We start from the raw sequence: 19,349 nt of genomic DNA, 5'->3' as shown, positions 1-19,349 counted from the left end.
GCTGGGAACTCCGGCTGCGAAAAGTTCAAGTGGCGCGGGACCACGGGTGGGCTCCAGCCTCGAGTGCCGGAGCCCACCCGTGCACCCGTCACATCAGTGAACGGGCCCGGTGCTCCCAGGCCGAAATTTGCGCGATCACGCCGCTGACCTGCTTGACCGCGACCGAGATGTCCTTGCCCGGAGCACGGAGCTCCCGGCTCATCCTGGTCATCCACTTCATGGCGACCTCGAGCTGGCCGAGCACCTGCACAACCTCATGCGTGCTCTCGGACATGCCCACCATCTGCTCTAGGAACCCGGTCAGGCCCTCGGAGCGCTCCTCACGGGGCAGCACCTCGATGAGCTCGAACACCGACCGGACCGCCGCGTCCATCTCCACCATCTGTCCGGCGAAGCGCGTGCAGGACTCCCGCAAGCCGGCCGCCGGTTCGGCCATCGCTGCCGCGAGCTCGGACATCGCCGGCAGCCACGCGCCCATCGGTGCCCCGGGCTGGGAGGCGCGCTCCATGACAGGACCGATCTGCGCACTCAGCTCGGCGACCACCATCAGGAACCCGGTGATCTCCTCCGCGGTCTCGCCCATCGCTCCCATCTGCGCCTCGACCCGGGCGAACCGGTCGATCACGCCCGGGGCCTCCGGATCGTCCTGCTCCGAATCGGTCGTCGCGGGAGCCGGAGCCGCTGCGGGCAGCCCCAGCAGGATCCTGGCGGGAGTCAGCGGCTCGAACCCGTTGCGAAGCACTCCGTCGAGCGAACTCTCCAGATCACGGCGTGCCCTGATCAGTCCGGTCCTGCTCCGCTTGAACAGGATGGTCCTGATCAAGGCGAGGTCGAAGGGGAGCGGACCGGACTCGCCGATGTGGATGGTGGGCTTTCCGATGAGGTGGCGCATCCCCAGTTCGTAGACGACATTGGCGTTACCGCCGCTGATGTCCGCGATCACCAGGTCGTCGTGCAGCACGTGCCGACAGATCTGCTCGGTGATCTCGCCGGAGTCGGCGATCCCGTCCGCCCGCACCGGGACGATGCCGTACTTGGCGCAGGCGGGAAGGATGACCTTCTCAAAGATCTCCAGGTTGTCCTCGTACGCGCGCAGCTCCGGACTCTCGTCCGGCGCGTGCTCGTTGCCGATCGGACCGATGACGAAGCAGGTCTTGATCACCGCTTCCTCCGACTCCGGCTCGACGAATGCCTCGATGCTCATGAGCAGTCCTCCCATCCGGACTCGATCAGTTGGACAGACCGCTGCGCGTACTCCGCACCGGCCTGCAAGTCGTCCTGGTACACCGGGCGTTCCTCGATCCCGACAGCCCGCAGCAGGTCGGCGGTGGGAATCCGGTACTGCCCGCCCACCCACAGCACCCGGCTCGGGAATCCGCCCCGGTGGATGAGCTTGTACGCGGTGGCGGGGCAGACCCCGATCACCCGCGCGGCGGTGCGGAGATCGAGGACCAGCGGCAGCTCGAACGCCTCGGCGAACGAGACCCAGGTCCTGAGTCGGGCGCTCATCGGAGGGCTCCCCTCGGACGCAGGGACAAGGTCCCGATCCGGGTTCCCTCACCCGGGCGCCGTGCGCGGTACACGATCTCCCGCAGGCCCAAGTGGTCGGCGAGCGCGCCGAGTCGAAAACTCTCCAGCCGCTCCGGCGAGACGCTGAACCGGACCACCGCCGACAGGCCGTCAGGCCGAGCGGGTGGCGATACCTGCAACTCCCAGCCATCGGTCCAGTCACTCACGAGCGATGGATCCGGCGACTCCGCGGTGAGATGGGCAGCCGCCGACCTCTCGATGTCCGCCATCGGCCGCTCCCGGAGCCGGGCGCGTGCGGCGTTCCACACCTGCCTGAAGGCGTGCCGGAGCAGTTCGCGGCCGATCTCGGGAGCCCGGGTATCCGCCGCTTCCAAGGCCGACAGTAGGGCGAGCAGCACCTCGGACTCGAGGTCCCGCCGGTCGATGCGCCACCGGGTGGCGAGCCGGTACACCGTGCCTCGCACCGCGGGCAGCGCCAACCAGATCGCGAACAGTCGACGGTCACCCGCCGAACTTCCTTCGCACTGTGCGGAGATGACCGACTGGCGCCAGATCTGGTCAGCCAGCCGCCGATTTCCCGACCTGTCGTACAGGACCCCTCGTGCCTCGACGGGAGACAGCCGAGTCATCCCATCGGGCGTGGCCACCGCGAGGGAGACGTCCGAGACCCGGAACCGGCTCTCCAGCACGTCGAATACTCGGTCGAACGGAATCAGTCCCATGACGTTCCTCCCAACTCTTCGTCACCGTCGTGAAGATCGTCCAGCAGGCGCGAGCAGGCCCGGCTGATCCGGTGCAGTCGCCCGCGGAACAGCTCGTAGCCGGCCGCCGAGTACCCACGGGTGCGGCGGCCCGGACCGTGCTCCTGGTGCGAACCGCAGCCCGCCGCGTAGTAGTGGACATCACCACCGATCAGCCCCAGGACACCGAGGCCGACCGTCCGGTCCTGGCGAGCAGCACCGAGCGAACCCACCGTCTCCTGGAAGTCCTTCAGATCGAATCCGGCTTCGGCGTGGCCGGCCTTCATCGGTCGGCTCCGCCGGACGGTGCACCGCAGATGACGGAGCCGTTGATGACGCCCTGGATCGCGGTGCCGTTGACATCCCGCTGGACAAAACCCGATCCGGGCAGGTCACTGCCTTCGCGGCTCGACTGCGGCTCGCCGCCGGAACCTCCTCGTCGCGCACGCGGCAGATCGTGCGGGACAGTGCCCGGGAGTTGCACCCAGCCGTACCCGCCGAAGCCCTTCCGCTCCACGTGGATGCGCCGGTACTGCTGCGGGTCGAGCCCGTTCAAACGGGATTTCACCACGTCCTGGTAGAGCCGGTCCGAGATCACCACCACCAGGCTCGCCGACCTGGTCTTGGCCAGCGCTTGCGCCACTTCGGGAGCGCTCAGGTACCGGGCCACCGCGATGGGCGCAGGACCGGAGAACCCCAGGGCGGCCGTGGCAGCCACACCGGTGTCGATGGCCAGCCTCAGGCGCATCCTCCGTGCCTCCGGACGGATGGCGTTGTACCCGCCCAGTTCAGCCGCCAGGTGGGAGACGAAGTCGCTCAGGACCACCGGTTCCGGCGTGCCGCCCGGGAGCACCGCGAACTCCTGGTCGCCCTGCGGCTGGGTGACCCACTTCGCATGGTCCAGCCCACTGAGCTCCGCCGCCGCTCGCATCACGCGGGCGAGTTCGGCCTGGACAGCCCGCTGGTCCGGGGTGTCGAACCGGCTGTAGCGCTCGATGTCCGCCGCCAGACAGAGGCAGCGGGTGAGATCCGGTTGGGGCCCTGAGGCCGGACACCCGTTCGGATTCGATGTCATGTGATCCATCACCTGCTCGATGAGGTCGGACAGTTGGTGTCGCTCGACGCCAACTGTCCGACTCGCCGAACCGAATCGCCGAACAATCCGTCGAAATACGGATTGCTTGGCGAGCCCCGCCATCGCCTGCTAGGGCCGCCCTACCGAGCCGGCAGGAGCCCCATCACCCGGAGGCGGTCCCCGTCGAGCACTTCGATTCGACGGTTGCCGGTGGTGATGATCCGCTCCTTCCGCAGGTGCGCCAGCGCCCGCTGCGCCGTATCAAGGCTGAGACCGGCTAGCGCCGCTAGTTCGGTTTGGGTGAGCTTGACGCCGATCACGATGGATCGGACCCCGGCACAACCGTGTTCCTCGGCCAATTCCGAGAGGATCCGGGCGAGCCGGACCCGGGCGGGAAACTCGCCGAAGTCGACGCGCCAGGAATTCGCCTTCCGCAGTCGCCTGCTGACGGTTCGTATGAACGGCAGAGCGGTCTCCGGATGGCTGACCAGGAAGTCCCGCAGCACCCCGCCGTCGACCACGAGTGCGTCGACGTCACTACACGCCGTGACCGTGGCCGAGCGCGGCACGTTCTCGATCGCGGCCATCTCCCCAACTACGTCCCCGGCGACCCTGATGGCGAGCAGCGCTTCACCGGTACTGCCCGTGAGGCTGATGGTGACCTTCGCGAGCCCGCTCAGCAGGAACACCGCGTGATCTTTCGGCTCCTTTTCGACCAGGATTCGCTCCCCCGTCGAATATGACTTCTGAACCCCGACTCGCCGGAGCTCGTGAAGCGCCGATTCCGACAGTTCACCGAGCAGGGATAAGCCATTTTTCCTGCCACCAGCCGCATTCGAGTTCCACTGTGCCGAGCCGCGGACCGTACGACGCATGACCCACCTCTTCGTCGAGCCGAGTGTTCCCGGAACGGTCGATCTCAGGACATGGAATCATTCACGGATTCGGACCGAAAGGGCGTATGAGGAGTACCAGCACCTCGTGATTCCGCACGGGGCGCACACCGTCTCGGGGTCGCGGGGTCCCCGTCCTGCAGCACGACGGCTCGGAAGCTACCAGAGGTCTTCTGGGCCGCGGTGGAATGCCGGGGCGCGGGCCGGGGTTCGGGGTGGACGTGTCCAGTGATCTCCATCCGCTGCTAGCCGGGCGGTTCAGTCCCTACAAGTTCGATCCCGCCGGGGTGGTCGACGACCGTGCCCTCGAGGTGCTGCTGGAGGCCGCGCGGTGGGCGCCGTCGGCGGGGAACTCGCAGCCCTGGGGGTTCGTGGCGGCGCGGCCGGGGGAGGCGGGGCACGAGCGGTTGGTGCGGCACCTGGCGGGGAGTTCGGCGCGGTGGGCGGTGGACGCCGGGCTGCTGCTGGTGGCGCTGACCCGGCGGGAGGTGGGCGGGTCCGGGCTGCAGTACTCGGAGTTCGCCGACTACGACCTGGGGCAGGCGGTGGCCCATCTGACCTTGCAGGCGCAGGCGCTGGGGCTGGCCTCGCACCAGTTCCGGGCGTTCGACCTGGACGGGCTGACCGCCGAGCTGCGGCCGGCGCCCGGGTGGGCGGTGGTCTCGATGATCGCGGTCGGGCGGGCGGGCGACGATCCGTCGCCGGCCCGGACCCGGCGCACCACGGCCGAGCTGCGCTCGGCGCCGTTCACGGTGGCGGAGGACTGACCGCTGCGGGCCGGGGCCGGCTCAGCCCCGCTCGTCGGTGCCCGCGACCTTGCCGGTGACCAGGGCGATCCGGTTCCAGGTGTTGATCGCGCAGATCAGCGCGATCAGGCCGGCCAGCGCGGGCTCGTCGAAGTGGGCGGCGGCGCGGGCGTAGACCTCCTCGGGGACGCGGCCGGAGATCCGGGTGACCGCCTCGGTCAGCGCGAGGGCGGCCTGCTCGGCCGGGGTGAAGAAGTGCTCGGCCTCGTGCCAGACCGCGACCATGTGCATCCGCTCGTCGGTCTCGCCCGCCTTGCGCGCGTCGGTGGTGTGCATGTGCAGGCAGTAGGCGCAGCCGTTGAGCTGGGAGGCGCGGATCAGGACCAGCTCGACCAGGGTCGGGTCCAGGGCCGCGCGGGCGGCGGCGTCGAAGCCGATCAGGGCCTTGAAGGCCTTCGGGGCCTGCTCGGCGAAGTTGACGGGGGCGGTCCGGTTCGTGCTGCTCTCGTTCGTCATGACCAGAACGCTAGTCAGCGGATCGACCTCGGATAGGGTGCAATTCCGTGGATGATTCGTGGGTCAATTCCGGGCAGCGGATCGGCGCCGACCTGCACCTGGAGCTCGGGCGGGACGGCAGCCGGCGGGCCGCGCTGATCACGGCGCTCCGCGAGGCGGTGCGGGACGGGCGGCTGGCGCCGGGCAGCCGGCTGCCGCCGTACCGGTCGCTGGCGGCCGACCTCGGGCTGGCCCGCAACACCGTGTCGCAGGCGTACGCCGAGCTGGTCGCGGAGGGGTGGCTGACGGCCCGCCAGGGGTCGGGCACCCGGGTCGCCGAGCGGGTGGACCCGCCGTCGGCCGTCCGGACCGCGCGGCCGGCCACCCGCCGCACCGCCCCGCACCTGCTGCTGTCCGGCCAGCCGGACGCCTCCGCCTTCCCGCGCGCCGCCTGGCTGGCGGCCGCCCGGCGGGCGGTGCAGGCCGCGCCCGCCGAGGCCTTCGGGCCGGGCGATCCGCGCGGGCGGATCGAGCTGCGGCGGGCGGTGGCCGAGTACCTGGCGCGGGCCCGCGGGGTGCGCACCGATCCGGAGCGGATCGTGGTCTGCGCGGGGTTCGCGGCCGGGATGCGACTGCTCTATCCGGGCGGCGGGGGCGGGGTGCTGCGCGGGGCGCTGGCGGTGGAGGAGTACGGACTGCCTTTCCACCGGCAGCTGTTGGCCGCGGTGGGCGTGCCGACCAGGGTTTTGACGGTGGATCAGCACGGTGCTGCGGTCGGCGAGTTGGTTGGGATGGAGGACGCCGGAGCGGTACTGCTGACGCCCGCGCACCAGTTCCCGACCGGCGGGCCGCTGCACCCGGAGCGGCGGCTCGCCGCAGTGGACTGGGCGCGCGCCCGGGACGCGGTGGTACTGGAGGACGACTACGACGGCGACTTCCGCTACGACCGCCAACCCGTGGGCGCGGTCCAGGGGTTGGACCCGGAGCGGGTGGTGTACCTCGGGTCGGTGAGCAAGAGCCTGTCGCCCGCACTGCGGATCGGCTGGCTGGTGCTGCCGGACCACCTGGTGGACCCGGTCCTGGCCGCCAAGGGCGAGCGGGAGGGATTCACCGGTGTGGTGGACCAGTTGACGCTCGCCGCCTTCCTCGAGTCCGGTGACTACGACCGCCACCTGCGCCGGATGCGGCAGCGCTACCGCGAGCGGCGGGACGAGCTGGTCGCCGCGCTCGCCGAACGGGCGCCGCAGGTCACCGTCACCGGGATCGCCGCCGGGCTGCACGCCGTGCTGCGGCTGCCCGCCGGCACCGAGCCGGCGACGCTGCGGGCGGCGCGATGGCACGGGGTGGCGCTCTTCGGGCTGGCGTCGTTCCGGCACCCGGAGGCCGTCGGACCGACGCCCGACGGGCTGGTGGTCGGGTACGCCGCGCCGCCCGACCACGGGTGGCGGGCGGCGCTGGCGGCGCTCTGCGAGGTGCTGCCGGAGGCGGACTGAGGTCTGCAGCTCATCCGCCCTGCAGCGACGTGTCGCCGCGGGCGGCGAGCAGCTTGCGGAGCAGCCCGTCGAGCTGGACGCACTCCTCGGGGGTGAGCGCGCTGATCAGCGACTCCTCATTGGCGACGTGCGGCTGCAGCATGGTGTCCACCAGCTCGCGGCCGGCCGGGGTCAGCCGGATCAGCACGGCGCGGCGGTCGGTCGGTGACGGGCGGCGCTCGACCAGGCCCTTGCCGGAGAGCCGGTCCACCCGGTTGGTGATCGCGCCGGAGGTGACCATCGCCGACTTGAGCAGCGCACCGGCGCTCAGCTCGTACGGCGCGCCGGAGCGGCGCAGCGTCGCGAGCACGTCGAACTCCGAGAAGTCCAGGCCGTAGAGCGCGAAGAACTCGCGGAGCGAGAGGGCGACGTGGTTCTGGAACCGGTTGATCCGGCCGACCAGGGCCATCGCCGTGGAGTCCACGTCGGGCCGCTCCCGTCGCCACTGGTCCACGATGTCGTCCACGGCGTCCCGGGGGTGCGCGGGATCGGTCGGGGACTCCGGGTGGTGTGACTCCGGGTGCTGGGACCCCGGGTGCTGGCGGTGCTCGGGGTGGGCGTGCTGCGCACGGGACATGGTCTCGGCTCCTCTCGCCGGCGATCGGACGGCCTTCATTATCTCAGCATTGAGATACTTGACGTTAAGGGGTCTGCGGCGTAGAAAGTATCTCAACGTTCAGATAGTCAATGCTGAGAGGTGGCCGGCCATGGGCGGGGGACGTACGGGTATGGGTACGGGGACGGGTACGAGCATGGGTGTCGCAGCGGCGGCCGGGGCGGGCACGGGCCGGGCTGGACGGTTCGGGATAGCCGCGGCGGCTGCGCTGGCGCCGGCCTCCTGGGGCACCACCTACCTGGTCACCACGCAGCTGCTGCCCGAGGGCCGGCCGATGCTGGCCGCGGTGGTGCGGGCGCTGCCGGCCGGGCTGCTGCTCCTGCTGCTCGGGCGACGGCTCCCCAGGGGCCGCTGGTGGGGGCGGGCGATCGCGCTCGGGATGCTGAACATCGGGCTCTTCTTCCCGCTGATCTTCATCGGCGCCTACCGGCTCCCCGGTGGCGTGGCCGCCACCCTCGGGGCGCTGCAGCCCCTGCTGGTGACCGGATTCTCGATCGGCGTGCTCAAGGTGCGGCCGAGCGTGCGCGCGGTGGTGGCGGGGCTGGTCGGCGCCGGCGGGGTGGCTCTGCTGGTGCTCAAGGCGGGCGCCAAGCTGGACGCCACGGGGCTGGTCGCCATGGTGGTCGCGATCGTCCTGATGGCCTTCGGCACGGTGCTCACCCGGCGGTGGGGGCGGCCGGAAGGCGCCACCATGCTGGACCTGACGGCCTGGCAGCTGGTGGTCGGCGGCATCTTCCTGGTGCCGGTGGCGGGCTTCAGCGAGGGCATGCCGCCCGTCCCCACCACGGACAACGTGATCGGCTTCTCCTACCTGGTGCTGATCGGCACGGCCTTGGCCTACGCGCTCTGGTTCCGCGGCATCGAGAAGCTCGGCGCCGGCCCGGCCTCCTTCCTCGGGCTGGTCAACCCGCTGGTGGCCACGGCGGGCGGGATCATCGTGCTGCACCAGAACCTGACGGCCTGGCAGGTGCTCGGCCTGCTGCTGGCGCTCGGCGCGATGCTGGCGGGCCAGGGGCCGGCCCGGAAGCGGACGGCGGCGGGAAGCAGCGCGGCGCAGGCCGGTGTGAGCGGGGAGGCGGCGGCCCCGGCTCCCACCGCTGCCTCGCTCACGGCCGGGGTCGAAGTCGGCCGCCGGGTGAACGCCCCCGCCTGACCCCCGCCCCTCACTGGTTCAAGTAGGCCAGCACCGCCAGGACCCTGCGGTTGTCGTCGTCGGACTGCTGCAGGTCCAGGCGGAGGAAGATCGAGGCGGTGTGCTTCGCGACGGCACGCTCGGTGATCACCAGCCGTTGCGCGATGGCCGCGTTGGAGCGGCCCTCCGCCATCAGCCCCAGGACCTCGCGCTCCCTGGGGCTGAGGGCTGCCACGGCGGTGTTGCCCTCGTTGTGGGTCAGCAGCCGGGAGATGACCTCCGGATCCATCGCGGTGCCGCCGCCGGCCACCCGGCGCAGCGCCTCGACGAACTGCACACTGTCCATCACCCGGTCCTTGAGCAGGTAACCGATGCCCCCGGCGGCTCCGGCCAGCAACTCCCGGGCGTACAGCTGCTCGACGTACTGCGAGAGCACCAGCACCGGCAGACCCGGAACCAGGCGGCGGGCCTCGATGGCGGCGCGGACCCCCTCGTCCGTGAAGGTGGGCGGGAGCCGGACGTCGACCAGGACGACGTCCGGCGGATCCGCCGTGACAGCGGCCAACAGCTCGGCGCCGCTCTCCACTGCCGCGACGACCTCCAGCCCGTGGGCCTGGAGCAGGCGGGTGAGGCCGTCCCTGAGCAGGAACAGGTCCTCGGCGATGACTACCCGCATGGGATCTCCAGGGTCGCGATGGTCGGGCCGCCGACCGGACTGCTGATGGCCAGCACACCGTCGAAGGCGGCCAACCGGCGCTCGACACCGCGCAGTCCGGTGCCGTGGCCGGGGTCGGCGCCGCCGCGGCCGTTGTCGGTGACCGCGATCCGCAGCATGCCGTCAGTATGGCCGACCTCGATCCACACGTCGCTGGCGGCGGCGTGCTTGGTGGTGTTGGCCAGCAGCTCGCTGACGGCGAAGTAGGCGGCGGACTCCACCGGTGCGGGCGGACGCTCCGTCAGCTCGCCGCTGAAGCTGACCCGCAGCGGCAGGTCCAGGGCCAGCGCATGCACGGCGGCGGCCAGCCCGCGGTCGGCCAGCATCGGCGGGTGGATCCCCCGGACCAGGCTGCGCAGCTCCGAAAGGGCCCGCACCGAGGACTCCTTGGCCTCCGTGACCAGCGCCCGGGCCGCCTCGGGACTGCTCTCGAAGAGCTGCTCGGCCGCTGTGAGGGTCATGCCCAGCGCGACCAGCCGGGCCTGGGCCCCGTCGTGCAGGTCCCGCTCGATCCGGCGCATCTCGGCGGCGCCGCTGTCGATGGTGTCGGCCCGGCTGCGGGACAGGTGGCTGACCCGGAGAGCGAGTTCGGCCTGCCGGGTCGGCCCGAGCAGCCGACCCGCCAGCCCGGCGTAGCCGCGCAGCACCGGCCAGCCGAACCGGAACCAGGCCGCCAGCGCCACCAGGATCAGCAGCAGCCCCCGCTCGTACCGGTGTGCGGGGGGACCGGTCAGCCGGTTCAGCACCGCGACCGGCGCCACCAGCACCAGCCAGACGACCAGGCCGTTCAGCAGCGTCCAGAGCACGTCGCGCCAGGTGGCCGGGTCGCAGAGCAGCCACTCGGTCCAGCGCAGCGGCCGGCGCCACCGGCTGCCGCCCGGCCCCGTGCCCGCGGCCGGCAACTCCCGGTAGGGCGCCGCTATCTCCACCCCGAGCACATCGGCGGCCATCCGCCTGGTGCACTCGGCCACCCAGCGGGACAGCACCAGCGCGTTGAAGAGCAGCGGCACCGCCAGCCAGACCGCGCCGTGCGAACTCCCGGGCGGCCGGCCGGGGTAGAGCAGCACGGCGGCGATCGCCGAGGCGGAAGGCAGCACCGCGAGGAAGCCGGAGGCCCAGGTGGGGCGCCCGCCGAGCCAGCGCGCGCCCAGCAGGGCGGAGAGCGGCACCCCAAGCAGCGTGAGCAGCCAGAGCCGCAGGTGGTCACTGCCCGGATCGGCCGTCCGGAGCACCCGCCCGAGCAGCAGGGCGAGCGGTGCCAGCAGGCCGAGGGCGCCCACCACCGCCAGGCCGCCGAAGGCCAGGGCGCCGACCACCGCGCGCCCGCCCTCACGCGACCGGACGCCGGGGATCGCCGCCGACGTGCTCCTCCTCCTGCCGATCACCCTGTGCTCCTCCGCCGTAGAAACCGCTGCTCCCCACCACGCTCCGGTGGGGACGGGCACCAGTGTGGCCTCGGGCGGAGCGGGTGCGCAGGGGGTCCACACCCCGAATCCCAGGTGTACCTAGATACACCTCCAAGACACCGTCCAGACCCATATCGGCCTACCCGGGCGGCTACTTAGCGTTGTCGTCGTACTCATCGGAACCAGTCGTCCGCAAGCAGTCATCCGCGCTCTGGAGGCCCGCCGTGTCCGCCCCGATCATCCAACTGCACCAGGTGCACAAGAGCTACGGCCAAGGGCGGCCGGCGCTCAGCGAGCTGACCCTCCGGGTCGAGGCCGGCGAGGCGCTGGCGGTGCTCGGCCGCTCGGGCAGCGGCAAGTCCACCCTGCTCAACCTGGTCGCCGGGCTGGACCGGCCCAGCGGCGGCTCGGTGGTGATCGACGGTCAGCGGATCGACCGGCTCGGCGAGGCCGCCCTGGCGCGCCACCGCCGGGAGCGGATCGGCATGGTCTTCCAGTTCTTCAACCTGCTCGACGACCTGACGGTGCGTGACAACGTCATGCTGCCCGCCCAGCTGGCCGGCATGCCCAGCCCCCGGGCCGGCGCCCGGGCCGCCGAGCTGCTGGAGCAGCTGGGGGTCGCGCAGTTCGCCACCTCCTTCCCCAGCCGGCTCTCCGGCGGGCAGCGCCAGCGGGTCGCGGTGGCCCGCGCCCTGATGAACGAGCCCCCGCTGCTGCTGGCCGACGAGCCCACCGGCGCGCTCGACAGCGCCTCCGCCGCCGACGTCCGCGACCTGCTCACCGAGCTCCACGCCGCCGGCCGGACCTTGGTGCTGGTCACCCACGACACGGCCCTGGCCGCCTCCTGCGCCACCCGGACGATAGAGCTGCTCGACGGCCGGATCGCCCGCGACGTCCAGGCGGTGGCCCGATGAGCGCGCTGGGCGGGGTGGTCCGCTCCGGGGTCGGGCGGCGGCGCCTGCAGAGCCTGGTGATCGCCCTGACCACCATGATGGCGGTCACCGCCGCCCTGCTGGCCGGCGGCCTGCTCGCGGCCGGCAGCGGCCCGTTCGACCAGGCCTTCGCCGCCCAGCGCGGCGCCCACCTCACCGCCCAGTACGACGGCGGACGGGTGAGCGGCGCCCAGCTCGCCACGACCGCCCAGCTGTCCGGGATGACGGCCGCCGCCGGGCCGTTCCCGGTGGCCGCGGTCCACCCGACGTTCGGTCAGAACAGCTCCGGCATGCCGGTGGGCTACCGGATCGCGGTGCCTCTGCTCTTCGCCGGCCGCGCCGATCCGGGCGGTCCGGTGGACGACTTGGTGGTCACCGCCGGCCGGTGGGCCACCGGCCCCGGCCAGATCGTCCTGGACGACCAGGATTCGGCTGCCTCGGTCGGTGACCAGCTCACCTTTCCCGAGCTGCCCGGTACCCCGGTCCTCACCGTGGTCGGGCTGGCCAGATCGGTAGGACTCAGTGCCGACGGCTGGGTCTCGCCCGCGGAGCTGAGCACCATCACCCCGCCCGACTCGGTGCCGGACCAGCAGATGCTCTACCGGCTCGCCCACGCGGCCACCGACCAGCAGGTCAGCGCGGAGCGCGACGCCCTCAGGGCCGCCGTGCCGGCCGGCTCCCTCACCGGCGCCGCCTCCTATCTGAAGGTCAAGCTCGCAGCCGACCGGACCGCCAACACCTATGTGCCCTTCCTGGTCAGCTTCGGCGTCCTGGGCCTGTGCATGTCGGTGCTGGTGATCAGCGTGGTGGTCAGCGGAGCGGTCGGCGCGGCCACCCGGCGGATCGGCATCCTCAAGGCGGTCGGCTTCACCCCCGCCCAGGTGGTCCGCGCCTACCTCGGGCTGGCGCTGCTCCCGGCCGCGGTCGGCACGGCCGCCGGCCTGGTCCTGGGAAACCTCGCGGCGATCCCGATCCTCGGCAAGGCCGATGAGGCGCACCTGGCCGGCGGCACCGCGATCGCCCCCTGGATCGACCTCGCCGTCGCCGTGCTGGCGCTGGCCGCCGTCACCACCGCCGCGCTGCTCCCCGCCCTGCGGGCCGGCCGGCTCAGCACCGTGGCGGCGCTCGGCACCGGGCGCACGCCCAGCCTCGGTCACGGCCGGACGGCCCGTCGGCTGATCGACCGCCTGCCGCTGCCGCGCGCCGTCGCCCTGGGGCTGGCCGGTCCGTTCACCCGCCCCGGCCGGTCCGCGACGACGATCGCCGCGGTGCTCCTCGGCACCATCGGTGTCACCTTCGGCGCCGGCCTGGCCCTCTCGCTCAACGACATCCAGGACGCGCTGCACCGCCGATCGCCCGGCGCGGTGAGGCTCTCCCCCGTTCCGCCCCTCGGCCCCCCGGTCCCGGGGATGACCCACGCCCCCAGCCTCGACAACGTCCCCGCGATCGAGTCGATCGTCGCCGGGCAGCCGGGCACCGGCCGCTACTTCAGCTACGGCGAGACCAGCGTCTCGGTCGCCGGGCTGGCCGGCCCGACCTCCGTCCTCGCCTACCACGGCGACTACTCCTGGGGCGCCTACCAGATGGTCTCCGGGCGCTGGTTCGCCGGCGCCGGCGAGGCCGTGGTCCCCTCCGGCTTCCTCAACGCCACCGGCACCCGCGTCGGTGACACCATCACGCTGACCAACGCCGACCGGTCCGCGAGGGTCCGGATCGTCGGCGAGGCCTTCAGCATCAGCAGGTCGGGCATGGAGATCCTGACCGACCAGGACTCGCTCGCCGGCCTCGGCGCCCAGCTCCTCCCGGAGAGCATCGAGTACGACATCGACCTCGCCCCCGGCACCGACCAGCAGGCCTACCTGCAATCCCTGACCACCGCCCTCACCCCGTACGGCGTCGCCCCGTTCCCCGGCAACACCAAGCCGGGCAGCGTGGTGCTCTCGATGGACGCGCTGGCCCTGATGCTCACCCTGATGCTGCTGCTGGTCGCCGGTCTCGGCGTGCTCAACACCGTGCTGCTCGACGTCCGCGAACGGGTGCACGACCTCGGAGTGTTCAAGGCGCTGGGCATGGCGCCCCGGCAGACCGTGGTCATGGTGCTCAGTTCGGTGGCGGGGCTCGGCCTGGTCGCCGGGCTGGCCGGGGTGCCGGTCGGGATCGCCGTCCACGACCTGGTGGTGCCCGCGATGGGCGAGGCCGCCGGCTCCCGGATCCCCTCCGCGGACATCAGCGTCTACCACCTGCCCGTGTTGCTCCCGCTGCTGCTCGGCGGCCTGCTGATCGCCCTGCTCGGCGCGCTGCCGCCGGCCGGCTGGGTGGCCCGGGCCCGGACGGCGACCGCTCTGCGGACCGAATGACCTTGAGCGCCCGAGCCGGGCAACGTTCCTGATGTGTCGTCAGATCGCGAAGTAGCTGATGCAGCAGGCCCCCAGAGCGATCGCCGCGCAGGCCCCGAGCCGCGCGGCGGTCAGCTTCTCCCCCAGGAAGCGCCAGCCGATCAGCGTCGCGAACACCACGCTGGTCTCCCGCAGCGCCGAGACCGGCCCGAGCGGGCTGAGCCGGTACGCCCAGGTCATCATCGCGTAGGTGGCCAGCTGGCCCACCCCGGCCAGCGTCGCCACCCGGACCTCCGCCCGCCGTCCGCGCAGCGCCAACCGGCCCCTGACGGCCAGGTAGACCAGCGGCACCAGCAGCCCGTACACGGTGAAGATCCACCCCGTGTAGCTGAAGGAGTTGCCCGCCAGCCGGACCCCGACGCCGTCGATCACCGTGTAGGTCGCGATGATCGCACCGGTGGCGACCGCCAGGCCGAAGGCCTTGGCCCCGCCGTTGTGCCGGCCGAGGACCATCGCCATGATCCCGAAGGAGACCAGCCCGATCCCCAGCACTGTCGGCCATCCCGGCTGCTCCCCCGCGAAGACCGCCGCCCCGAGGCTGACCAGCAGCGGCACGCACCCCCGGATCACCGGATAGACCGTTCCCAGGTCCGCCACCCGGTAGCAGAGCAGCAGGAAGACCGTGTAGAGCACCTGGATCGCCGAGGAGGCCAGCAGGTACGGCCAGGCCGCCGCCTCGGGCAACGGCAGTGCCAGCAGGAACGGCAGGCTCACCACCGTGGAGACGAAGCTCATCACGGTGACCAGCCAGAGCCGGTCGGCCTGGGTCCGCAGCATCGCGTTCCAGGTCGCGTGCAGCACCGCCGCACAGAGCACCAGCCCTGCCACCCCCAGCGACATCCTCAGCCCACCCAGTCCGGTAACGGGCGCGCCGCGCGGCCCTGTTCCAGGCCCGCCTGCGGACCCCTGCTCGCCGGACCCTACGCGACCAGTCAGCCCAAAAGCCAGAAGTTGGCTATACAACTTTGCATTCTTCCTCTGCCCGTAACCCATCCCACCCCGGGCATTGCCGATCAGTTGCCGCATGCCCCTCCCCGCGCCCCGCCCTCAGGCGCCTGGCACCGGTGTCCACGAGGGCCGCGCGTTCAGCGTCTCCACCGCCGCCCCCGTCGCCCGCCGGTACTCCTCCGTCACCACGCTCAGCGCGGCGTCCGCGTCGAGCATCGCCCGCCCCGCCCGCACCACCGCCGCCGTCGCCGGAACCCGCTCCCGCTCGTACCCCGCCAGCCCCTCCGCCACCGACCCGCCCTGCGCGAGGTGGTACGCCAGCACCCGGGCGTCCACGATCGCCTGCGAGGCCCCGTTCGCCCCCACCGGGTACATCGGGTGCGCCGCGTCACCGAGCAGGGTCACCCGCCCCGCGCCCCAGCGGTCGAGCGGATCCCGGTCGACCATCGGGAACCGCAGGATCGGCGAACTGCCGCCGATCAGCCCCGGCAGGTCCAACCAGTGGTCCCGCCACCCTGGCAGCCGCTCGAGCAGTTCCGCGGGATCGGCCGGCAGGTTCCAGTCCGCCTCCCCGACCAGCGGCCCGGGCGCCGCCACCGGCAGCTGGCAGACCCAGTTGACCAGCGCCCGTCCCCGCTCGGCGGCCCGCGCCGAGATCGGGTAGGCCAGGAACCCCACCCGGTCCGCCCCTTGGGCGATCACCATCGAACGCCCCGTCAGGTACGGGTCCGCCTCCACCGCACCGCGGTACATCAGCAGCCCGGACCAGAGCATCGGCCCCTCCCCCGGGTGCAGTTGCGCCCGCACCGCCGAGTGCAGCCCGTCGGCGCCCACCAGGGCGTCCACCCGCACCTCCTCCGCGACCCCGCCCTCCACCCCCTTGTCCTCCACCCCCCTGTCCTCCACGCCCCCGCCCTCCGCACGCGCCGCCAGCCGCACCACCACCCCGTCCGCCCGCGAGTCGAACCCCGTCACCCGGAGCCCCGTCCGCACCGCCCCCTCGCCCAGCCGCTCCCGCACCGCCGCCAGCAGCAGCGCCTGCAACTCGCCCCGGTGGACGGAGTACTGCGGCCAGCGGTAGCCGGCCGCGACCCCGCGCGGCTCGCGGTGCAGCACGGCGCCCCGCTGGTCGGTGTACACGTGCTCGGCCGTCGCGATGCCGGTCGCGGCCAGCTTCTCTCCCAGCCCCAGCTCGATCAACTCCCGCACGGCGGAAGGCTGCAGGTTGATCCCGAGGCCGAGCGGCCGGATCTCCCGGACGCTCTCCACCACGACCGCCTCGATCCCGGTCCCGGCCAGACTCAGTGCCGCGCACAGTCCGCCGATCCCCGCACCCGCGATCAGTACCTTCATCGCCCTCTCCCGCCCACTGGCCGTGGTCTGCCGGCTTCCGACTCCCGGCTCCGGCTCCCGGCTGACGGCTTCCGCCGCTCACCCCTCCACCCTCCGGCCGCCCCCGCCCCACGTCCAAGAGCAGTCCGGTCTGATCACCAGAAGCCCCGCCTATCGACCACCGCCCGACTGCCGCCCGACCACCACCCGGCCACCAGGTCAGCGCCACCCGCCCCCGGCCGCCGCGCCCGCCCGGAAATTCCCGCTGCCCGGCCGACCACTGCTGGCAGGATCGGCCCATGACCGACCACTCCCCCTCCCCCTCCCCCGCAGCCGACCGCAGTTTCGAAGACCTGGTGGCCGAGGCCGCCGAAGTGTCCGTGGCCGGCTGGGACTTCTCCTGGCTCGACGGCCGTGCCACCGAGCAGCGCCCGTCCTGGGGCTACCAGCGCCTGCTCGGCGAGCGGATGGCCCGCGCCCGCGCCGCCCTCGACCTGCAGACCGGCGGCGGCGAGGTGCTGGCCGGCCTGCCGCGGCTCGCCCCGCTCACCGTCGCCACCGAGAGCTGGCCGCCCAACGTCGCCAAGGCGACCGCCCTGCTGCACCCGCTCGGCGCCGCCCTCGTGGTGGACCAGGACGAGCCCCCGCTCCCGTTCGGCGACGAAGCCTTCGACCTGGTGAGCAGCCGTCACCCGGTGAAGGTCTGGTGGGAGGAGGTCGCCCGGGTACTCCGCCCGGGCGGGAGCTACTTCTCCCAGCAGGTCGGCCCGGCCAGCGTCTTCGAGCTGGTGGAGTACTTCCTCGGTCCGCAGTCGCCCGAGGTGCGCTCCGTCCGCGACCCCGAGCGGGCCCGCGCCGCCGCCGCGGCGGCCGGCCTGGAGGTGGTGGACCTGCGGTTCGAGCGGCTGCGCACCGAGTTCCGTGACATCGGCGCGGTGGTCTACTTCCTCCGCAAGGTGATCTGGATGGTCCCGGGCTTCACCGTGGAGCAGTACCGCGAGCAACTGCGCGAACTGGACCGCGGCATCCGCCGCGACGGCCCGTTCACCGCCACCACCACCCGCTTCCTGATCGAGGCCCGCAAGCCCGGTCCGGCCTGAGCCCCGGGCGAGAGATTCGGCTGACGCCTAATCCAGCGACAACCCGCGCCCGCAGCTGATGAACTGGCGGCATGACCAACACCAGCCCCACCACCCTCACGCAGCAGCAGAAGGCGCAGGCCTTCCACGCCCTCCACCGCACCGACCGCCCGCTCGCGCTCGCCAACGTCTGGGACGCGGCCGGCGCCCGGATCGTCGCCGAGGCCGGCGCCCCGGCGGTCGCCACCACCAGCGCGGGCGTGGCCTGGGCCCTCGGCACCCAGGACGGCGGCAAGCTGGGCCGCGACCTCGCGCTCGAGCTGGTCGCCCGGGTCGCGGCGGCGGTGGAGCTGCCGGTCACCGCCGACATCGAGGACGGCTTCGCGGACAGCGCTGCTGGCGTCGGCGAGACCGTCGCGGCCGTGCTGGCGGCAGGCGCCATCGGGGTCAACCTGGAGGACGCCGACCGCTCCGGCCGAGGGCCGCTGCTGCCGGTGGACGAGCAGTCCGCGCGGCTGGCCGCGGCCCGGGCGGCGGCCGACGCGGCCGGCATCCCGCTCTACCTCAACGCACGGATCGACACCTACCTGCGCGGGGTCGGCGCCGACGGCGCAGCCCGCCGCCGGGAGACCCTGGACCGGGCGGCGGCCTACGTGGCGGCCGGCGCCAGCGGCGTCTTCGTCCCGGGCCTGACCGACCCGGCCGAGCTCTCCGCCCTCACCGCCGAGCTGACGGTGCCGCTGAACGTGCTGGTCGGCGCGGGCGCGCCGACCGTCGCCGAGCTGGGCGCCGCCGGGGTCGCCCGGGTCAGCCTGGGCTCGGCGGTCGCCGAGAGCGCCTACGCGGTGGTCCGCCGCGCGGCCCGGGAGCTGTACGAGCAGGGCAGCTACGACGCGGTCGCCGAGGCGATCCCGTACCCGGAGCTGAACGCGCTGCTCGACCGCTGACGGCAACGGCGGCCGCACCGGCCCGGAGCCGGTGCGGCCGCCGCCACGACAGCGGTCGGCTCACTGACCGCCGTACATCAGCGAACCGGGCGTGGTCAGCAGCTCGCCGCTCTCCAGCCAGGTCTTCAGCCCGGACAGGATCATCGGCCAGCCGCCGTACAGCTCCTCGTTGGCGCCCTCGCGCAGCTGGTCGTGGACCACCAGCAGCCGGCAGGAGTCGCCGACCGGCTCGATCTCCCAGGTGATCCGCGAGGTGCCCTCGCTCTTCACCTCGTCGCTCCAGAGCGCCACCATGGTCTGCACCAGTCGGCGCGGCGGGTCGGCCTCCAGCACCTCGCCCTCGCCGAGCGGCATCGGCCGGCCGTCGGGCGTGCTGGCGTTCATCTCGAAGCGGGCCCCGGGCGTGAAGTCCGAGCTGATCCGGGCGCCGAAGTTGTACTTGGCCCGGATGTCCGGGTCGGTGATCGCCTCCCAGAGGCGTTCGGGGGTGGTGCGGATGTAGATCTCGAAGACCTTCTGCATCGGACTCTCCAGTCGGCTCTTCAGGTCACTGAGCCCAGCGGCCCAGGGCTGCGCGTACTTGCTCACCCACCGGTCGTAGACCTGCTGGATGGGCACCGGATTGAGGAAGTGCAGCTTCTCCCGGCCCTGCCGCCGGGTGACCACCAGCCCCGCCTCCTCCAGCACCTTCAGGTGCTTCATCACCGCGAACCGGCTGGTGTCGAAGCGGGCTTCGAGCGCGCTGAGGGTCTGACCGTCGGCACGGAACAGCTCGTCCAGCAGGCTCCGCCGGGTGGGATCGGCGAGGGCCTTGAATATCAGGTCCATGCTTCGA

Annotated in this window: 20 protein-coding genes; 7 read left to right on the top strand and 13 right to left on the bottom strand. The window is 72.6% G+C overall.

The annotated features are described in order from the left end of the window. Nucleotides 1-88: 88 nt before the first annotated feature. The 6 genes from ACFYNO_RS06950 to ACFYNO_RS06925 are packed head-to-tail and all read right to left on the bottom strand — an operon-like array spanning nt 89 to nt 4,220. Nucleotides 89-1,204 carry a hypothetical protein gene (locus tag ACFYNO_RS06950; protein WP_388006458.1) on the bottom strand — a complete coding sequence of 372 codons (1,116 nt, stop codon included), beginning with the start codon at nt 1,202-1,204 and terminating at the stop codon, nt 89-91. Beyond that, nucleotides 1,201-1,509, bottom strand: a complete 309-nt coding sequence (locus ACFYNO_RS06945; protein ID WP_388006455.1) for a helix-turn-helix domain-containing protein — start codon at nt 1,507-1,509, stop codon at nt 1,201-1,203. The genes ACFYNO_RS06950 and ACFYNO_RS06945 overlap by 4 nt, the downstream gene beginning before the upstream one ends. Continuing rightward, the gene (locus tag ACFYNO_RS06940) at nt 1,506-2,252 is read right to left on the bottom strand and encodes a hypothetical protein (RefSeq protein ID WP_388006452.1); all 747 of its coding nucleotides are present in this window, start codon (nt 2,250-2,252) and stop codon (nt 1,506-1,508) included. Before ACFYNO_RS06940 ends, ACFYNO_RS06945 begins: the two co-directional genes overlap by 4 nt. Beyond that, nucleotides 2,243-2,557 (bottom strand): hypothetical protein, encoded by a 315-nt coding sequence (locus ACFYNO_RS06935; protein WP_388006449.1) that lies wholly within the window; start codon nt 2,555-2,557, stop codon nt 2,243-2,245. Before ACFYNO_RS06935 ends, ACFYNO_RS06940 begins: the two co-directional genes overlap by 10 nt. After that, nucleotides 2,554-3,468: a hypothetical protein gene (locus ACFYNO_RS06930; protein ID WP_388006446.1), complete on the bottom strand. Its 915-nt coding sequence runs from the start codon at nt 3,466-3,468 to the stop codon at nt 2,554-2,556. Before ACFYNO_RS06930 ends, ACFYNO_RS06935 begins: the two co-directional genes overlap by 4 nt. A 17-nt stretch (nt 3,469-3,485) precedes the next feature. Beyond that, on the bottom strand, nt 3,486-4,220 hold the full coding sequence (locus ACFYNO_RS06925) for a Crp/Fnr family transcriptional regulator (protein WP_388006443.1): 735 nt from the start codon (nt 4,218-4,220) through the stop codon (nt 3,486-3,488). Nucleotides 4,221-4,459: 239 nt separating this feature from the next. On the opposite strand from ACFYNO_RS06925, the gene ACFYNO_RS06920 reads away from it, so the two are divergent. Beyond that, nucleotides 4,460-5,005 (top strand): nitroreductase family protein, encoded by a 546-nt coding sequence (locus tag ACFYNO_RS06920; RefSeq protein ID WP_388006440.1) that lies wholly within the window; start codon nt 4,460-4,462, stop codon nt 5,003-5,005. A 21-nt stretch (nt 5,006-5,026) separates the two neighbouring features. On the opposite strand, the gene ACFYNO_RS06915 is transcribed toward ACFYNO_RS06920, so the two are convergent. Then, nucleotides 5,027-5,500 (bottom strand): carboxymuconolactone decarboxylase family protein, encoded by a 474-nt coding sequence (locus tag ACFYNO_RS06915; protein ID WP_388006437.1) that lies wholly within the window; start codon nt 5,498-5,500, stop codon nt 5,027-5,029. 47 nt (nt 5,501-5,547) lie between these two features. On the opposite strand from ACFYNO_RS06915, the gene ACFYNO_RS06910 reads away from it, so the two are divergent. Then, on the top strand, nt 5,548-6,972 hold the full coding sequence (locus tag ACFYNO_RS06910) for a PLP-dependent aminotransferase family protein (protein WP_388006434.1): 1,425 nt from the start codon (nt 5,548-5,550) through the stop codon (nt 6,970-6,972). A gap of 10 nt (nt 6,973-6,982) precedes the next feature. Here ACFYNO_RS06910 and ACFYNO_RS06905 read toward each other — a convergent pair whose 3' ends face one another. Continuing rightward, the gene (locus ACFYNO_RS06905) at nt 6,983-7,588 is read right to left on the bottom strand and encodes a MarR family winged helix-turn-helix transcriptional regulator (RefSeq protein WP_388006431.1); all 606 of its coding nucleotides are present in this window, start codon (nt 7,586-7,588) and stop codon (nt 6,983-6,985) included. A gap of 175 nt (nt 7,589-7,763) precedes the next feature. Here ACFYNO_RS06905 and ACFYNO_RS06900 point away from each other — a divergent pair, with 175 nt between their 5' ends. Next, a complete protein-coding gene (locus ACFYNO_RS06900; protein ID WP_388006428.1) occupies nt 7,764-8,780 on the top strand; it encodes an EamA family transporter in 1,017 nt (338 codons plus the stop codon). Between the two features lie 10 nt (nt 8,781-8,790). Here ACFYNO_RS06900 and ACFYNO_RS06895 read toward each other — a convergent pair whose 3' ends face one another. Both ACFYNO_RS06895 and ACFYNO_RS06890 read right to left on the bottom strand, forming a co-directional pair. Then, complete coding sequence (locus ACFYNO_RS06895; RefSeq protein ID WP_388006425.1) at nt 8,791-9,435, bottom strand: response regulator; 645 nt, start codon at nt 9,433-9,435, stop codon at nt 8,791-8,793. After that, complete coding sequence (locus ACFYNO_RS06890; RefSeq protein ID WP_388006422.1) at nt 9,426-10,859, bottom strand: histidine kinase; 1,434 nt, start codon at nt 10,857-10,859, stop codon at nt 9,426-9,428. The genes ACFYNO_RS06895 and ACFYNO_RS06890 overlap by 10 nt, the downstream gene beginning before the upstream one ends. Before the next feature lie 245 nt (nt 10,860-11,104). On the opposite strand from ACFYNO_RS06890, the gene ACFYNO_RS06885 reads away from it, so the two are divergent. Together ACFYNO_RS06885 and ACFYNO_RS06880 are read left to right on the top strand one after the other, a co-directional pair. Beyond that, on the top strand, nt 11,105-11,794 hold the full coding sequence (locus ACFYNO_RS06885) for an ABC transporter ATP-binding protein (protein ID WP_388006419.1): 690 nt from the start codon (nt 11,105-11,107) through the stop codon (nt 11,792-11,794). Continuing rightward, entirely contained in the window at nt 11,791-14,169 is a 2,379-nt protein-coding gene (locus tag ACFYNO_RS06880; protein WP_388006416.1) for an FtsX-like permease family protein, read from the top strand. Before ACFYNO_RS06885 ends, ACFYNO_RS06880 begins: the two co-directional genes overlap by 4 nt. 39 nt (nt 14,170-14,208) lie before the next feature. Here the strand turns inward: ACFYNO_RS06880 and ACFYNO_RS06875 are convergent, their stop codons facing one another. Further along, on the bottom strand, nt 14,209-15,048 hold the full coding sequence (locus ACFYNO_RS06875) for an EamA family transporter (RefSeq protein WP_388006413.1): 840 nt from the start codon (nt 15,046-15,048) through the stop codon (nt 14,209-14,211). A gap of 207 nt (nt 15,049-15,255) precedes the next feature. Next, nucleotides 15,256-16,509 (bottom strand): flavin-dependent oxidoreductase, encoded by a 1,254-nt coding sequence (locus tag ACFYNO_RS06870; RefSeq protein WP_388006410.1) that lies wholly within the window; start codon nt 16,507-16,509, stop codon nt 15,256-15,258. A gap of 278 nt (nt 16,510-16,787) precedes the next feature. On the opposite strand from ACFYNO_RS06870, the gene ACFYNO_RS06865 reads away from it, so the two are divergent. Together ACFYNO_RS06865 and ACFYNO_RS06860 are read left to right on the top strand one after the other, a co-directional pair. Next, complete coding sequence (locus ACFYNO_RS06865; RefSeq protein WP_388006407.1) at nt 16,788-17,588, top strand: class I SAM-dependent methyltransferase; 801 nt, start codon at nt 16,788-16,790, stop codon at nt 17,586-17,588. 71 nt (nt 17,589-17,659) lie between these two features. Further along, nucleotides 17,660-18,514 carry an isocitrate lyase/phosphoenolpyruvate mutase family protein gene (locus ACFYNO_RS06860; protein WP_388006404.1) on the top strand — a complete coding sequence of 285 codons (855 nt, stop codon included), beginning with the start codon at nt 17,660-17,662 and terminating at the stop codon, nt 18,512-18,514. Nucleotides 18,515-18,574: 60 nt separating this feature from the next. Here the strand turns inward: ACFYNO_RS06860 and ACFYNO_RS06855 are convergent, their stop codons facing one another. After that, nucleotides 18,575-19,342 carry an ArsR/SmtB family transcription factor gene (locus tag ACFYNO_RS06855; protein ID WP_388006401.1) on the bottom strand — a complete coding sequence of 256 codons (768 nt, stop codon included), beginning with the start codon at nt 19,340-19,342 and terminating at the stop codon, nt 18,575-18,577. Nucleotides 19,343-19,349: the final 7 nt, after the last annotated feature.

Source organism: Kitasatospora sp. NPDC006697, from assembly GCF_042869935.1.
GTDB lineage: Bacteria > Actinomycetota > Actinomycetes > Streptomycetales > Streptomycetaceae > Kitasatospora.
Note: the sequence above shows the minus strand (reverse complement) of the source record. Positions and strands in the feature narration are given on the sequence as shown.

Bases quoted from the DNA above. Each gene is read 5' to 3' on its own strand.
- ACFYNO_RS06865 (WP_388006407.1), top strand. From the start codon at position 16,788: ATGACCGACCACTCCCCCTCCCCCTCCCCCGCAGCCGACCGCAGTTTC.
- ACFYNO_RS06940 (WP_388006452.1), bottom strand. From the start codon at position 2,252: ATGGGACTGATTCCGTTCGACCGAGTATTCGACGTGCTGGAGAGCCGG.
- ACFYNO_RS06905 (WP_388006431.1), bottom strand. From the start codon at position 7,588: ATGTCCCGTGCGCAGCACGCCCACCCCGAGCACCGCCAGCACCCGGGG.
- ACFYNO_RS06895 (WP_388006425.1), bottom strand. From the start codon at position 9,435: ATGCGGGTAGTCATCGCCGAGGACCTGTTCCTGCTCAGGGACGGCCTC.
- ACFYNO_RS06915 (WP_388006437.1), bottom strand. From the start codon at position 5,500: ATGACGAACGAGAGCAGCACGAACCGGACCGCCCCCGTCAACTTCGCC.
- ACFYNO_RS06900 (WP_388006428.1), top strand. From the start codon at position 7,764: ATGGGTGTCGCAGCGGCGGCCGGGGCGGGCACGGGCCGGGCTGGACGG.
- ACFYNO_RS06930 (WP_388006446.1), bottom strand. From the start codon at position 3,468: ATGGCGGGGCTCGCCAAGCAATCCGTATTTCGACGGATTGTTCGGCGA.
- ACFYNO_RS06925 (WP_388006443.1), bottom strand. From the start codon at position 4,220: ATGCGTCGTACGGTCCGCGGCTCGGCACAGTGGAACTCGAATGCGGCT.
- ACFYNO_RS06935 (WP_388006449.1), bottom strand. From the start codon at position 2,557: ATGAAGGCCGGCCACGCCGAAGCCGGATTCGATCTGAAGGACTTCCAG.
- ACFYNO_RS06855 (WP_388006401.1), bottom strand. From the start codon at position 19,342: ATGGACCTGATATTCAAGGCCCTCGCCGATCCCACCCGGCGGAGCCTG.
- ACFYNO_RS06875 (WP_388006413.1), bottom strand. From the start codon at position 15,048: ATGTCGCTGGGGGTGGCAGGGCTGGTGCTCTGTGCGGCGGTGCTGCAC.
- ACFYNO_RS06860 (WP_388006404.1), top strand. From the start codon at position 17,660: ATGACCAACACCAGCCCCACCACCCTCACGCAGCAGCAGAAGGCGCAG.
- ACFYNO_RS06880 (WP_388006416.1), top strand. From the start codon at position 11,791: ATGAGCGCGCTGGGCGGGGTGGTCCGCTCCGGGGTCGGGCGGCGGCGC.
- ACFYNO_RS06950 (WP_388006458.1), bottom strand. From the start codon at position 1,204: ATGAGCATCGAGGCATTCGTCGAGCCGGAGTCGGAGGAAGCGGTGATC.
- ACFYNO_RS06945 (WP_388006455.1), bottom strand. From the start codon at position 1,509: ATGAGCGCCCGACTCAGGACCTGGGTCTCGTTCGCCGAGGCGTTCGAG.
- ACFYNO_RS06870 (WP_388006410.1), bottom strand. From the start codon at position 16,509: ATGAAGGTACTGATCGCGGGTGCGGGGATCGGCGGACTGTGCGCGGCA.